This is a genomic window from Yersinia sp. 2553 StPb PI, from assembly GCF_052217105.1.
Taxonomy (GTDB): Bacteria; Pseudomonadota; Gammaproteobacteria; order Enterobacterales; family Enterobacteriaceae; genus Yersinia; species Yersinia enterocolitica_E.
The window spans coordinates 1716908-1730914 of record NZ_JAZGPX010000002.1; the positions used below are offsets into that span (position 1 = coordinate 1716908).

A 14007-nucleotide genomic window follows, 5' to 3' on the forward strand; every position below is an offset into this window, starting at 1 on the left:
TACGGGCTGAATCGACACGCTTAGTGGCGGTTACGCACCAGTTGATAACGGCGCGTTAAATATTCGATGGGTACGCTCCAGATATGTACCAAGCGTGAGAACGGGAATAAAACAAAAAGGGTCAATCCCAAGACAATATGCAACTTGAAAATCAAGGCTACATCTATCAGATAGGCCGATGCTCCGGTGCGGAAAGTCGCAATTGACTGCGCCCAACCGACCAATTTCATCATCTCGCTACCATCCATATGTTGAGCAGAAAACGGAATACTCAGTAGCCCCAAGCTAACTTGTACCACCAGCAATATCAGAATCAGAATATCTACCCGGGTACTGGTTGCCCTGATCCTCGAATTAGTCAAGCGGCGGTGTAGCAGCATTACACCACCGACTAACATCATCAGACCGCAGGCACCGCCAGCAATCATCGCCATTTTTTGTTTTATCTCTATCGGTAAGAACGATTCATACATCCAATGTGGCGTCAGCATACCCAGCACATGGCCGAAGAATATCCCCAGAATACCGATGTGGAATAAATTAGATGCCAGCCATACACCTTTCTTATCTAACATCTGACTGGAACCTGCTCGCCAGCTATATTGCCCATAGTCGTAACGCAACCAACTGCCCACAAAGAAAATCACCATTGCCATGTAAGGATAAATATCAAAAAAGAATTTATTCAAAAAGCTCATAAGATGGCTCCTTTACGGTCCGTCACCACATGGGACTGAACGACTTTTTTGCCCTCTGAGGCAGACTGAATACTGAGATATTGTGGTAGTACGGCATCGGCAAGGTGTTTGGGGGGCATCCCCTGCTGAGCTGATGCACACCCCTGCGTGCCGAGGAATTTCACTTGCTCCTCTTCCCATACCGCATCCAGTGCTTTGGCGGTGTCATCCCGGCTTTCACCCGCCACTTTATCGCCAAGATTTTCACTGCGAATAGCACTGCCAGACAGCACTAACAGCAGATCAAACAACTGGGCATAGTCGCTATCCCGCTGATGTAAACGTGCCCCCAGCAGCGCCAAAATGGGTGCAATATCCTGCAAACCCAAGGTGATATCCTGCACTGGCTGGTTAGCCAGATACTCAAGATAAAGTGGCAGGAAATCAGGCAACTCTTTACAGTCAAGCACTAACCCCGCACGTTGATACTGTGCCATGAGGTCCACCATGGCCTGACCACGATCGCGCGACTCACCATGCACATGTTCAAATAGCAACAGTGAGGTGGCTCGCCCCCGGTCAAATAAGCCACAATAGCTAGCCTGACACTCAAGCAATTCGCTCTGACATAATGTATTGATAAATTGCCTGAGCCGATGAACCTGTTCCGTCGTGAGTTCGTCGGCGCTGTCGAGCGCCTCAACAACTTCTTGCCGGTTTTGCCACAGATCAATATCTGGGTATTCCAGCAAACGTGAAATGATTCTCAAACTAATCATGAATGGCCCCCTGGTCAGTCTTACGTGTGACATCAACGGCATCAATGCGGCGGCTATTGAACAAATTGAAACGACTGTCACTGCCATGGCAACCATCGCCGAAACTGAAGCCGCACCCCTTACTTTCCGGGAAAGCGTCACGGGCTATTTCACGGTGGCTGGATGGAATGACAAAGCGATCTTCATAATTAGCAATCGCCAGATAGCGGTACATCTCTTGCGCTTGCGCCTCTGTTAGCCCCACGGCCTCCAGTGCACTGAGATCAGTTTTACCCTCAACGGTTTCAGCCCGTTTATAGTGGCGCATTGCCAGCATCCGTTTCAGTGCCATTAATACCGGTTGAGTATCACCAGCAGTCAGTAAGTTGGCTAAATACTGAACCGGGATACGCAGGCTTTCCACATCCGGTAGCACCCCGCTGTGGGGCAGCGCGCCAGAGTCTGCCGCAGACTGAATCGGTGACAACGGCGGGACATACCATACCATCGGCAAGGTCCGGTATTCGGGGTGCAACGGCAGTGCCAATTTCCATTCCACTGCCATTTTGTAAACCGGGGAGCGTTGGGCGGCCTCAATGACACTTAAGGGAATCCCCTGTTTCTGCGCTTCGGCAATCACCAGCGGATCATGGGGATCGAGGAAAATATCCATTTGCCGTTGGTAGAGGTTTTTCTCATCAGTAGTAGCCGCGGCTTGTTCAATGCCATCCGCGTCATACAGTAGTACCCCCAGATAACGAATGCGCCCCACACAGGTTTCTGAACAAACGGTCGGTTCACCGGACTCAATGCGTGGATAGCAGAAAATACACTTCTCCGACTTGCCGCTTTTCCAGTTGAAATAGATTTTTTTATACGGGCAACCGGTCAGACACATACGCCAGCCCCGGCATTTATCCTGATCAATCAGCACAATACCGTCTTCAGCCCGTTTATAAATTGCCCCACTGGGGCAAGTTGCGACACAGGCGGGGTTAAGGCAGTGTTCACATAAACGTGGCAAATACATCATGAAGGTATGTTCAAATTGCCCATACATCTCTTTCTGAATATGGGCGAAGTTCTGGTCTTTAGATCGCTTAGAAAACTCACCGCCCAGAATCTCTTCCCAGTTAGGGCCGTTCTCGATTTTCTCCATTCGTTGACCGGTAATCAGCGAACGTGGGCGAGCTACCGGCTGATGTTTTCCAGCCGGTGCGTTGTGCAAGTGCTGGTAATCAAAATCGAAGGGTTCGTAATAATCATCTAATGCTGGTACATCAGGGTTAGCAAATATCTTGGCGAGGACCCCGACTCGGCTCCCCATACGGGGGGTCAATTTGCCATTAATCTTGCGGATCCAGCCCCCCTTCCATTTATCCTGATTCTCCCAATCGTGCGGATAACCCAGCCCCGGTTTGCTTTCCACGTTGTTAAACCAGGCATATTCCATACCCTCGCGGCTGGTCCAAACATTTTTGCAGGTTACTGAGCAGGTATGACAGCCAATACATTTGTCCAGATTCAGAACCATGCCGACTTGTGAACGGATTTTCATAGTTTGCCCCCGGTTTTGCTCTGGTTTTGCTGTTCGTCATCCAGCCAATCAATCTTATTCATCTTGCGCACCACCACGAACTCATCGCGATTGGACCCTACCGTGCCGTAGTAGTTAAAGCCGTAGGCTAATTGCGCATATCCGCCAATCATATGGGTTGGTTTTGGACTGATACGGGTGACTGAGTTATGAATACCGCCACGTTGGCCGGTAATTTCAGAACCGGGGATATTAATAATGCGCTCCTGTGCGTGGTACATCATGGTCATGCCTGACGGAATTCGCTGGCTGACGACGGCACGAGCAGTTAATGCGCCATTACTGTTAAACGCCTCAATCCAGTCGTTATCTTCTATCAGCAGATCTTTGGCATCATCTTCACTCAACCAAACGATAGGCCCCCCTCTCGACAGTGTCAGCATCAACAGGTTGTCACTGTAGGTTGAGTGAATGCCCCACTTCTGATGGGGTGTCAGGAAGTTAAGTGCTTTCTCTGGGTTACCGTTCGGCTTCTTATTAAGCAAAGGTTGGGCGGCACGAGTATCTATTGGCGGGCGATAGCACAACAAACTCTCACCAAAAGCACGCATCCATTCATGATCCTGATAAAGTTGTTGCCGGCCTGAAAGGGTGCGCCACGGGATCAACTCATGAACGTTGGTGTAACAAGCATTATAGGAAACATGCTCATCTTCCAAGCCGGACCAGATTGGACTGGAAATGATTTTGCGTGGTTGCGCCTGAATATCGCGAAAACGAATTTTTTCATCTTCTTTATTCAGAGCTAAGTGAGCATGTTGGCGACCGGTAAGTTGTTCCAAAGCCTGCCAGGCTTTTACCGCCACCTGACCGTTGGTTTCAGGGGCCAAGGATAAAATCACCTCTGCGGCATCAATAGCAGTATCAATTCTTGGTCGTCCGGCGGCAGGGCCGTCAGGCTGGGTATGGTTAAGTTTTTTGAGGAAATCAATTTCAGTCTGGGTATTCCAGTTAATCCCTTTGCCGCCATTACCTAATTTATCCAATAGGGGACCCAAGGCAGTAAAGCGAGCATAGGTTGCTGGGTAATCGCGCTCGACCACCACAATGTGCGGCGCGGTTTGGCCCGGTATCAGTTCACATTCACCTTTTTTCCAGTCCTTTACACCATATGGCTGTGCCAGTTCGGCTGGCGAATCATGTTGGATGGGTAAGGTCACTACATCGGTTTCCTGACCTAAATGGCCGACGCAAACTCGAGAGAAGGTTTCGGCAATATCTTTGTAGATATCCCAGTCGCTTTTAGACTCCCAGGCAGGATCTACCGCCGCAGACAGCGGGTGAATAAACGGATGCATATCCGAGGTATTCATGTCGTCTTTTTCGTACCAGGTTGCGGTGGGTAAAATGATGTCTGAATAGAGACACGTACTAGACATGCGGAAATCCAATGTCACGACTAAATCCAGCTTGCCTTCGCCTCCCTGTTCCTGCCATTCAACCTCTTCCGGCATCACCCCACCTTGCTGGCCCAAATCTTTACCCTGAATACCATTTTCCGTACCCAACAAATACTTGAGCATATATTCATGCCCTTTGCCGGAAGAACCCAGTAGGTTGGAACGCCAGACAAACAAGTTTCGCGGGAAGTTTTGTGGATCATCTGGCTGTTCAGCGGCAAATCTCAGTGACCCGTTTTTAAGGCTATCGACGGTATATTCTACCGGTGTTTGACCGGCTTGTTGTGCGCTGGCGGCAAGGGTCAATGGATTGCAATTCAGTTGCGGGGCCGAAGGCAGCCACCCCATACGTTCAGCGCGCACATTAAGATCAATCAGACTTGGGCTAAAGCGCGAACTGTCGGCCAAGGGAGAGAGTAATTGGGTGGTGCTGACGGTCTCATAACGCCACTGACTGGAGTGATTATAGAAAAATGACGTACTGTTCATATGGCGCGGTGGACGTTGCCAATCGAGGCCAAATGCCAAAGGTAACCAGCCGGTTTGTGGTCGCAGTTTTTCCTGCCCCACATAGTGCGCCCAACCGCCGCCACTTTGCCCGACACAGCCGCAGAAAATCAGCATATTAATCAGTGCACGGTAGGTCATATCCATGTGATACCAGTGATTAATACCGGCCCCGACGATAATCATCGAACGGCCATGGGTTTTCTCGGCGTTATCTGCAAATTCACGCGCAATGCGGATAATATCCTGACGTGCAACGCCAGTAATTTTTTCAGCCCAGGCAGGAGTGTAAGCTTTTATATCGTCATAACTGCTGGCGCAGTTGTCATCAGCCAAACCACGATCCAGGCCATAGTTTGCCATCATCAGGTCATAAACACTGGTCACCAGTGCTTCACTGCCATCGGCTAATGGCAACCGTTTTACTGGCAACTTGTGTTGCAGTATTTCCTCTAGCGCAACACTTTGAAAATTCTCACTGATTTCGCCACCAAAGTAGGGAAATCCGACATTAACAATAGCATCATGTTGACCCAATAAACTGAGTTGTAATGAGACTTCCTGCTGCGTTTTGCCCTCGCGCTGCTCAAGGTTCCATTTACCCTTTTCACCCCAGCGATAACCGATAGACCCTTGCGGCGCTACCAACTGCCCGCTGTTAGCGTCAATGGCAATGGTCTTCCATTCTGGGTTATTCTCCTCTCCCAGATTATCCACCAGATCGGCGGCGCGCAGTAACCGCCCGGCGGCATAATCGCCGCTATGACGAGGTTCAAGTAATACCAGCATCGGCATGTCGGTGTACTGACGCATGTATTCAACAAAGTAGCTGCTTTGTCGTTGTAGATGGAATTCATTGAGGATCACATGCCCCATTGCCATAGCCATGGCACTGTCTGTTCCTTGTTTCGGATTCAGCCATTGGTCACACAGTTTAGCGACCTCTGCATAATCCGGCGTCACCGCTACAGTTTTGGTCCCTTTGTAACGGACTTCGGTAAAGAAGTGGGCATCGGGTGTGCGGGTCTGCGGAACATTGGAACCCCAGGCAATAATATAGGATGAGTTGTACCAGTCAGCGGATTCTGGCACGTCAGTTTGCTCACCCCAGGTCATCGGTGATGCCGGAGGCAAATCGCAATACCAGTCATAGAAACTGAGGCAAACGCCGCCTATCAGTGATAGATAGCGCGCGCCCGCCGCGTAGGAAACCATCGACATCGCTGGAATCGGTGAAAAACCGATAATCCGATCCGGCCCATACTGTTTGGCGGTATAGACGTTAGCGGCGGCAATCAGTTCATTCACTTCCTGCCAGGTCGAACGGACAAAGCCCCCCCGGCCACGAGCCTGTTTATAATCCTTTGATTGTACGCTATCGCCAACAATTGAAGCCCATGCCTCCACCGGATCACTGTGCAGCACTTTGGCAGCACGCCACAATTGCAACAGATGCTTGCGCATCATCGGGTACTTCAGCCGATTAGCACTGTACAAATACCAGGAATAGCTGGCCCCACGAGGGCAACCACGGGGTTCATGATTAGGTAAATCCGGGCGGGTACGCGGGTAGTCAGTTTGCTGGGTTTCCCAAGTGACCAACCCATTTTTGACATAAATCTTCCAGCTACATGAACCCGTACAATTCACACCATGAGTTGAACGTACCACTTTGTCATGCTGCCAGCGGCTACGATAGCCATCTTCCCAATCACGATTGGTGTCCAGTGTCTGGCCATGGCCTTGTGCAAAAGGCTCGGCAAGTTGTTTAAAATAACGAAATCGGTCAAGAAATTTGCTCATCGGGAGACCTCCTGATTGGGGACATAACGGCCCTATTTATTTTTATAAGTGGATTAACATTGCTCAATGTTGCTTATTTATTGGACCGTACCGGTCAACGTGGTTTTTTGGTCGCCATACCCGCGTTAAGCTTGCGCCCGTAGACAAACCAGGTGATCAATACGCAAACCACATAAAAAACCACGAATAGCTTCATCGCGCCGGCCGGTGAACCGGTTAGGGCCAGCGAGGTACCAAAGGATTTAGGAATAAAGAAACCGCCGATAGCGCCAATGGCTGAGATGAAACCCAGTGCCGCCGCTGACTCTCTGACGGCATCATGCTGCGCTTGTTCATCACTACCACCCGCGAGGGTCACTCGATCGACCGTTAACTTGCGAAAGATCACCGCAATCATCTGAAACGTTGAACCACTGCCCAGTCCCGCAGTCAGAAACAGCAGCATGAATACGCCAAAAAAGGCAAAGAAGGAGCCATTAACATTGGTTCCCGGTAAGGTGAGGAAGAGTAATGCCGCAAATATTGCCATCAGGATAAAATTGACGAAGGTGACGCGAATGCCGCCAAAGCGATCAGAGAGCGCACCGCCCATTGGACGAGCCAGTGCGCCCAATAGCGGGCCGAAGAAAGCGTAATGCAGGATGACAACATCAGGAAATTGTGTTTTTGCCAACATGGCAAATCCGGCTGAGAAACCGATAAATGAACCAAAAGTTGCCAGATATAACACCGCCAAAATCCACAAATGGCCACGTTTCAGGACCGGTAATTGCTGGATAATCGACGCTTTTGCAGCAGACAAGTCATTCATACCAAACCAGGCCGCCACACTGAATATCAGCAAAAAGGGGATCCAGATATAGGCTGCGTTTTGCAACCAGAGCTGGCTACCATCCGCTTGTGGATAGCCACTGCCCATAAAGGCACTGAACACCCCAACCGAAATAGCCATAGGGGCGATAAGTTGCATCACACTGACGCCAAGATTCCCCAATCCCCCATTGAGGCCCAGCGCCCCCCCCTGCTTGGCTTTCGGGAAGAAAAAACTGATATTAGCCATGCTAGAGGCAAAGTTCGCACCGGCAAAACCACACAACAATGAAATCAATACAAATGTTCCATACTGGGTGGCGCTGTCCTGTACCGCGATACCTAACCAGAGGCAGGGGATAACCAGAAACAATGTGCTAATAGCCGTCCAGCGACGACCACCAAAGACCGGTATGACAAACGAGTATGGAACACGTAACAGTGCCCCCGATACTGAGGGTAATGCTGTCAGCATGAACAGTTGATCGGTGGTGAAGTTAAAGCCCACTTTATTCAGATTCACTGCGACCGCACTAAACAGCATCCAGACACAGAAACTCAGTAACAATGCTGGTACTGAAATCCACAAATTTCGCCGGGCAACACTATGCCCTACCTGTTGCCAGAACTGTGGATCTTCCGGGTACCACTGCGGTATTGATTGACCACCGGCTAACTTTGCCGGGATAGCGGAAGATGATGAGTTAGTTAATGGTGTCGGAGAGTGCGACATAAAAACCTCAGTCAGGGTGACCACAAACGGGAAGTAATGCGTCACCCTAGGCACCAGAGGCTATTTCAAAGTTGATTTACATCAAGAGGATGTGAAGTTAACTTTTAGCTAACAATACCCATACATCATTTGTGGGTAGTAGGTTTACTGGTAAAAAAGAGCCTCTTTTCATTTAGTTGCCGATGTGAATGTTTTCTTGAAACCGAGTAATACACCCGTTGACTATTAGGGGGTACTCCCTATTGGTTATGGGGTAATAGTCAAGGATGAGGAAGAATATCGATCAACCCTTCCGTTCGAGGTATTTACCCTCTCAGCTACAGGAACTATTCATGAGTGAACAAGACGCCGCGACCATCCTGTTGATTGATGACCACCCGATGCTAAGGCACGGTATTAAGCAATTAATCAGCATGGCACCTGGGTTATCCATCGCAGGTGAGGCCAGCAACGGTGCTCAAGGTATTATTCTCGCCACCAATTTTGATCCTGATTTGATCATGCTGGATTTAAACATGCCGGGCATGAATGGATTGGAAACACTGGATAGATTGCGTCAGCAGCCACTATCCGGGCGAATTGTGGTGTTTACCGTTTCTGACCATCAGGATGATGTCATCAGTGCCTTAAAACGCGGGGCCGATGGTTATCTGCTAAAAGATATGGACCCTGAAGATTTGCTGGTCTCACTGTATGATGCAGCAGCAGGACAAATGGTTCTCAGCGACGCATTGATGTCGATACTGGCAATCAACCTCCGCGAGAATCGGTCTGATAATGAGCGCGATATTAACACCCTCACCCCACGTGAACGCGACATATTGAAGCTGATCGCTAAAGGGTTACCGAATAAAACCATTGCCCGGAAATTGCTGATTGCAGAGAGCACCGTTAAAGTTCATGTCAAACATCTGTTGAAAAAAATGAAGCTGAAATCGCGGGTTGAAGCCGCAGTATGGGTATTACAAGAGAAAATACTATAGCTTGCTAAGCAGAAAATCACGTAACACTACCGCCTGATTCTGTTGCGTGTCGCGACTGCCATACAGCAACGTAATTGGCTGTTGTTTCAGTACGTCTAGTAAAGGTTGCCAGGCCGTTGAGCTATCAAGCTGGGCCTGATAACGCACCACAAACTCTGGCCAATCTAAACATTGATGAAACCATTTTCGTAATGCATTTTCCGGCGCCACTTCTTTTAACCATACCACCCCTAACAGCCGGGTTTTGCTAATGCCTCGCGGCCACAGCCGATCAGTCAGAAAGGTATTGGCTTGATATGGCGGCTGAACATCGTAAACTCGCGCTAAAGTGATGCGATTTTCCATCGTTGTACTCCTCCTTTGTCCGGTATATGCACCATGTTAGCAACCCTATCAACAAGAGTCTGTCGCCCAACCACAGATTTTATTCATTCGGTTAGTCTCATTAATAACCTCAAAGCTGGCATGCCATGGTTCAGCGCTTATTTCTCAACCAATCTTCGCGACTGATTTCCCATATTTCCGTCTGGAAATGCCCACTAACGTAGTCTCGCTCCTGCGTTGCAACCAAACGCATACCATTTTTACGTGATATGGCGGCTGACGCCTTATTCGGTGCGGCCTTTGTCACTCGTAAATAAGGCTGGTCCAATTGTGTAAACCAGAAGTGAGTGACTGCATCACTGGCTTCCGTTATTAACCCCTGCCCTTGCCACACAGGGCTTAACCAAAAGCCACGGTGATCGTCTGTATCACAGGCCAAATTAATAACACCAATCAAGGTCTCTGGTGAAACCTTCGGCCTGATTGACCAGAAAAAACGGCTACCACATTGCATCTTAGGTAATGCAATATCACGGACAAAGGTCAGGGCACCATCGGCTGGGTAAGGCCAAGGTACGGCAGAAGCATCTAAATACTTCACCACTTCCCATACCGGAAATTTTAGCTGTATCTGGTCAGCATCCTGTAGGGTTAAAGGTATTAATAGCAAACGATCCGTCAGTAATGGTTCCATCAAATAGTCCCTTTACAAGGCAGCCTCTAAAGCATCAATATCGTGAAACGCGAGAGTCACGAAAACAGAAAATACCACTGGTGGTTATAGCTCGACAACTGTACTCATTTATAGCAAAGTTTAATCACCACAACCATACGGATAAATGCCATGATAATTATTTCTTCATAAATACGAACATGTTATATTCATTTCAATTAAATATTTGGTGAAGAAAATGACTACTGTACCGCTTAATACCACCCGGCAGATGAAACAAAAAAATATTATGTTGGTTGCAAGCACATTAAAATCGCTGTCATCCGCAACCAAAGGCGATATATCTGCTCAAACTGGATTAAGCTTGGCAACATGTGGCACCATTTTGAATGAATTATGTTCAAAGGGCGAAATCATTGAAGAATCTATTGATGAATCACGTGGTGGCCGACCAGCAAAGCGCTATATATACAACTCAAATTACTTTAGCATATTAAGTATTTATATTGAAGGGAGCGATACCTCCGGCGTTATATCGTCATCCCTAAGGTCTGCAGATGGCAAAATCATTGTTGAGTACGATAAAATATATTCTGATTTAACTGAAGATATGTTGCTCGCGCAAATTCAAGAATTTTCAGATAAATACAATAATATCAAAGCAATAGGGCTAGGATTGCCCGGTGTCATTGTGGATGGAAAAATACTTACTTGCGATATTACCCGCTTGGAGGGATTGGCAATCACTGAATTATTAAGTAACCGATTCGGTATTTTTGTTCAGGTGGGGAATGACATGAATTATACCGCATTTGGTTTTTATCGTAATCACTGCCGTAATATAAAGGAACCTATCGCCTATATTTTTATGCCACCAAGACATTGTGCCGGCTGTGGCATTGTTATTTCAGGTAAAATGCTACGTGGTGCAAGTCAATTTGCAGGTGAAGTGTCGCAACTGCCATTTTATGACAATCTAGGGACTAATATAAATTCTCACCATGAACTGGTGCAACAACGACTTATTTATATTACTTCATCGTTGATCGCCATGATTAACCCTGCAACCATAGCCATCTCAGGAGAACATATCAGTCAAAATTGTATTGCAGAATTATCTGCTCAATTACTCAAAAAATTTGATTGCAAACACATACCCCATTTTGTCTATCGCGACAACATTAAGTACGATTATCACAATGGAATATCAGAATACACTCTTGATGCCTATAATAATTTTCGAGTATTTGAGATCTAGTATTCAGCGGTATCTATGATGAGAAACTTTTTCTAGAGCCCCCTCTCCCACCTTCAGGCTATCCTAACCGTCGTATGCCCTTTTCTCTAGTCGGCAAACCACCTTGATAGGCAAAAATGTTCTTGACAAGCCAGGTACCCACTGTATATTTCACAACTTAATATAAGTCTTTTATAAAGTGACTATACTTATTACTTGCTCGCTGCCACTTACCAGAGAAAGGTGCTTAAATGTCTAGCCATGTCGTCGACTACCCTCTGGATACACCGGCTACACGCACATCTACGCGCTCTATCTTCTTTGTCGCTGGATTTGCTATGGGCCTTTGGGCATCGTTGGTGCCCTATGCACAGAATAGACTTCATTTTGATGCAGGCTCTTTGGGGATGTTATTACTTTGCTTGGGAACAGGCTCCCTACTGGCAATGCTATTCTCTGGCAAACTGATTGGCCGCTTCGGCTGTAGAAGAATAATACTATTAGGTATCGTTGTTAGCGCTGTTTTCCTGCCCACATTGGCAATTATTGATCAGTTCCCTTTGATGGCACTATGTCTGTTCTTTTTTGGCGCAGGCATTGGTTTAGTCGACGTTGCGGTTAATGTCCAAGGCTCTCTGGTTGAACAATCCTCGGATAAACCACTGATGTCAGGTTTCCACTGTTTATTCAGCATTGGTTCAATTGCGGGTGCTGGCGGCGGTGCAATATTATTTACTCTTGGCTTAATGCCCCTCCCCGTAACACTGATTGCCGTCGTGATAATGGCTATAATTACCTCAGTCGTTTTCAAGGAATTAATCCCTTTTGGCGATCATAAAGAACCTAATCAACAGCCAAAAATAAAACCACGCCCAAACTTCAGGCTCATATTAACGGCACTTATGTGCATGATTTGTTTTATGGCGGAAGGTGCAGTATTAGATTGGAGTGGCGTATTTCTAACCAATGACCGTGGCCTTGACATAGCACATGCCGGTTGGGGGTTTGCTATTTTCGGTGGCACCATGTCTGTAATGCGTTTCACTGGTGATAAAGTTGTCAGTATTTTGGGACGCAAGCATGTACTGATTTTTAGCAGTATCATCGCCATGACCGGCTATGCCATTGCCGTCATAATACCTGACTGGAAATTTACGTTATTTGGCTTTGCACTGGTAGGAATAGGTGCAGCTAATATTGTTCCGGTACTTATCACGCTGGCTGGCCAGGAAAGTGTAATGCCCGTGAACATGTCGGTAGCCATGGTCGCAACGCTGGGTTATTTCGGTATTTTAGGGGGGCCGGCACTGATCGGTTTTATTGCACATATAACTGACCTCTACACTGCATTCACAGTGGTTGCCCTGACATTTATTGTCATAGCAGTTGGGGCATTCAAACTGAAATATTCCAGTGACTAAACATTTATCTACCGATAAATAAAGCCGGTGGATAGTGGGTCAATCTGTTTTTTGAAGATAAAAGTGTGACTGAGTATGGTAATTTTACCTGCTAGCAAAATTATGCTAGCTTTTTTTTAGGTATACTATGCCGAGATATTCTCTATCAAACCAAGATGTTAAAGAGGGAAATTGTATGAGCATTAAAATCATTGCTGTTGATATGGATGGAACCTTTCTCAATGATCAGATGAGTTTTGATAGGGAACGGTTTATTACACAATATTCACAACTAAAAGAAAATGGAATAAAATTTGTTGTTGCCAGTGGTAATCAATATTATCAGCTAATTTCATTCTTCCCTGAGATTGCCAATGAAATCGCTTTTGTTGCTGAAAATGGGGCTTATGTCAGTAACAAGAATACTGAAATTTTCTGCGGTTCAATCTCTGATGAAGATTGTAATAAAGTGCTAAAAACATTACTACCAATACCCTATCTTGATGTCATTGTTTGTGGCAAAAATGGCGCTTACATGTTGAGCTCTTCAGATAATTATTTCTACACTACAATGAGTAAATACTACCATCGCCTTAAAATTATCGATAACTTAGATCAAGTAACAGAGTCTGCATTCAAATTTGCGATAAGTTTACCCAATGAGAAACTGGTAGACTTTATGAAATTTATCGAGCAAGAACTCGCAGATATAGTGACCCCGGTATCAAGTGGACATGGTTCTGTAGACCTTATAATACCCGGAATTCATAAAGCCCATGGTATTAAACTACTCCAAAAAATGTGGGATGTAACTGATCAACAAGTCGTAACTTTTGGCGATGGTGGCAATGATATTGAAATGTTACAGTACGCCGGCTTTGGTTATGCCATGGCAAATGCTCCAGACAACATTAAGAATGTAGCAAAGTATCAGGCCGAATCAAATAACGACTCTGGCGTATTAAATATAATTGATAAAATTCTAAAGAAAGAACATCCTTTCACATAGACATATTTAATAACAAAAATATATTGGCGGGAAAGACTCCCGCCTATTAATTAATTTTCTCTATTATTGCGGCTCTCGCCATTCTATTTGTAAGCT

At 46.7% G+C, this 14007-nt stretch carries 11 protein-coding genes; 4 read left to right on the forward strand and 7 right to left on the reverse strand.

Annotation, left to right across the window (positions count from 1 at the left end; genetic code table 11):
- Nucleotides 1–20: 20 nt before the first annotated feature.
- From narI to V2A84_RS09130, 5 genes are all read right to left on the reverse strand, one after another.
- Nucleotides 21–698 (reverse strand): respiratory nitrate reductase subunit gamma, encoded by a 678-nt coding sequence (gene narI / locus V2A84_RS09110; protein WP_372569086.1) that lies wholly within the window; start codon nt 696–698, stop codon nt 21–23.
- The gene (narJ, locus tag V2A84_RS09115; protein ID WP_083159098.1) at nt 695–1456 is read right to left on the reverse strand and encodes a nitrate reductase molybdenum cofactor assembly chaperone; all 762 of its coding nucleotides are present in this window, start codon (nt 1454–1456) and stop codon (nt 695–697) included. The genes narI and narJ overlap by 4 nt, the downstream gene beginning before the upstream one ends.
- Nucleotides 1449–2993 (reverse strand): nitrate reductase subunit beta, encoded by a 1545-nt coding sequence (gene narH / locus V2A84_RS09120; RefSeq protein WP_372569085.1) that lies wholly within the window; start codon nt 2991–2993, stop codon nt 1449–1451. Before narH ends, narJ begins: the two co-directional genes overlap by 8 nt.
- Nucleotides 2990–6742: a nitrate reductase subunit alpha gene (locus tag V2A84_RS09125; protein ID WP_442848713.1), complete on the reverse strand. Its 3753-nt coding sequence runs from the start codon at nt 6740–6742 to the stop codon at nt 2990–2992. Before V2A84_RS09125 ends, narH begins: the two co-directional genes overlap by 4 nt.
- Before the next feature lie 94 nt (nt 6743–6836).
- Complete coding sequence (locus V2A84_RS09130; protein WP_442849122.1) at nt 6837–8285, reverse strand: NarK family nitrate/nitrite MFS transporter; 1449 nt, start codon at nt 8283–8285, stop codon at nt 6837–6839.
- A 332-nt stretch (nt 8286–8617) separates the two neighbouring features.
- On the opposite strand from V2A84_RS09130, the gene narL reads away from it, so the two are divergent.
- Nucleotides 8618–9268, forward strand: a complete 651-nt coding sequence (gene narL / locus V2A84_RS09135; protein ID WP_442848714.1) for a two-component system response regulator NarL — start codon at nt 8618–8620, stop codon at nt 9266–9268.
- Here the strand turns inward: narL and V2A84_RS09140 are convergent.
- On the reverse strand, nt 9263–9613 hold the full coding sequence (locus V2A84_RS09140; protein WP_372558818.1) for a DUF488 domain-containing protein: 351 nt from the start codon (nt 9611–9613) through the stop codon (nt 9263–9265). The genes narL and V2A84_RS09140 overlap by 6 nt on opposite strands.
- 130 nt (nt 9614–9743) lie before the next feature.
- Nucleotides 9744–10286, reverse strand: coding sequence for a GNAT family N-acetyltransferase (locus V2A84_RS09145; protein WP_442848715.1), 543 nt, complete (start codon nt 10284–10286; stop codon nt 9744–9746).
- 217 nt (nt 10287–10503) lie between these two features.
- On the opposite strand from V2A84_RS09145, the gene V2A84_RS09150 reads away from it, so the two are divergent.
- The 3 genes from V2A84_RS09150 (at nt 10504) to V2A84_RS09160 (ending at nt 13911) form a co-directional block, all read left to right on the forward strand.
- On the forward strand, nt 10504–11523 hold the full coding sequence (locus tag V2A84_RS09150) for an ROK family protein (protein ID WP_442848716.1): 1020 nt from the start codon (nt 10504–10506) through the stop codon (nt 11521–11523).
- 230 nt (nt 11524–11753) lie between these two features.
- Nucleotides 11754–12923, forward strand: coding sequence for an MFS transporter (locus tag V2A84_RS09155; protein WP_442848717.1), 1170 nt, complete (start codon nt 11754–11756; stop codon nt 12921–12923).
- 175 nt (nt 12924–13098) lie between these two features.
- Nucleotides 13099–13911, forward strand: a complete 813-nt coding sequence (locus V2A84_RS09160) for a Cof-type HAD-IIB family hydrolase (RefSeq protein ID WP_442848718.1) — start codon at nt 13099–13101, stop codon at nt 13909–13911.
- Nucleotides 13912–14007 lie beyond the last annotated feature (96 nt).

What these genes read in the sequence shown, in the direction of transcription:
- narI (WP_372569086.1), bottom strand. Translation starts at nt 698, where the DNA reads ATGAGCTTTTTGAATAAATTCTTTTTTGATATTTATCCTTACATGGCA.
- narJ (WP_083159098.1), bottom strand. Translation starts at nt 1,456, where the DNA reads ATGATTAGTTTGAGAATCATTTCACGTTTGCTGGAATACCCAGATATT.
- narH (WP_372569085.1), bottom strand. Translation starts at nt 2,993, where the DNA reads ATGAAAATCCGTTCACAAGTCGGCATGGTTCTGAATCTGGACAAATGT.
- V2A84_RS09125 (WP_442848713.1), bottom strand. Translation starts at nt 6,742, where the DNA reads ATGAGCAAATTTCTTGACCGATTTCGTTATTTTAAACAACTTGCCGAG.
- V2A84_RS09130 (WP_442849122.1), bottom strand. Translation starts at nt 8,285, where the DNA reads ATGTCGCACTCTCCGACACCATTAACTAACTCATCATCTTCCGCTATC.
- narL (WP_442848714.1), top strand. Translation starts at nt 8,618, where the DNA reads ATGAGTGAACAAGACGCCGCGACCATCCTGTTGATTGATGACCACCCG.
- V2A84_RS09140 (WP_372558818.1), bottom strand. Translation starts at nt 9,613, where the DNA reads ATGGAAAATCGCATCACTTTAGCGCGAGTTTACGATGTTCAGCCGCCA.
- V2A84_RS09145 (WP_442848715.1), bottom strand. Translation starts at nt 10,286, where the DNA reads ATGGAACCATTACTGACGGATCGTTTGCTATTAATACCTTTAACCCTA.
- V2A84_RS09150 (WP_442848716.1), top strand. Translation starts at nt 10,504, where the DNA reads ATGACTACTGTACCGCTTAATACCACCCGGCAGATGAAACAAAAAAAT.
- V2A84_RS09155 (WP_442848717.1), top strand. Translation starts at nt 11,754, where the DNA reads ATGTCTAGCCATGTCGTCGACTACCCTCTGGATACACCGGCTACACGC.
- V2A84_RS09160 (WP_442848718.1), top strand. Translation starts at nt 13,099, where the DNA reads ATGAGCATTAAAATCATTGCTGTTGATATGGATGGAACCTTTCTCAAT.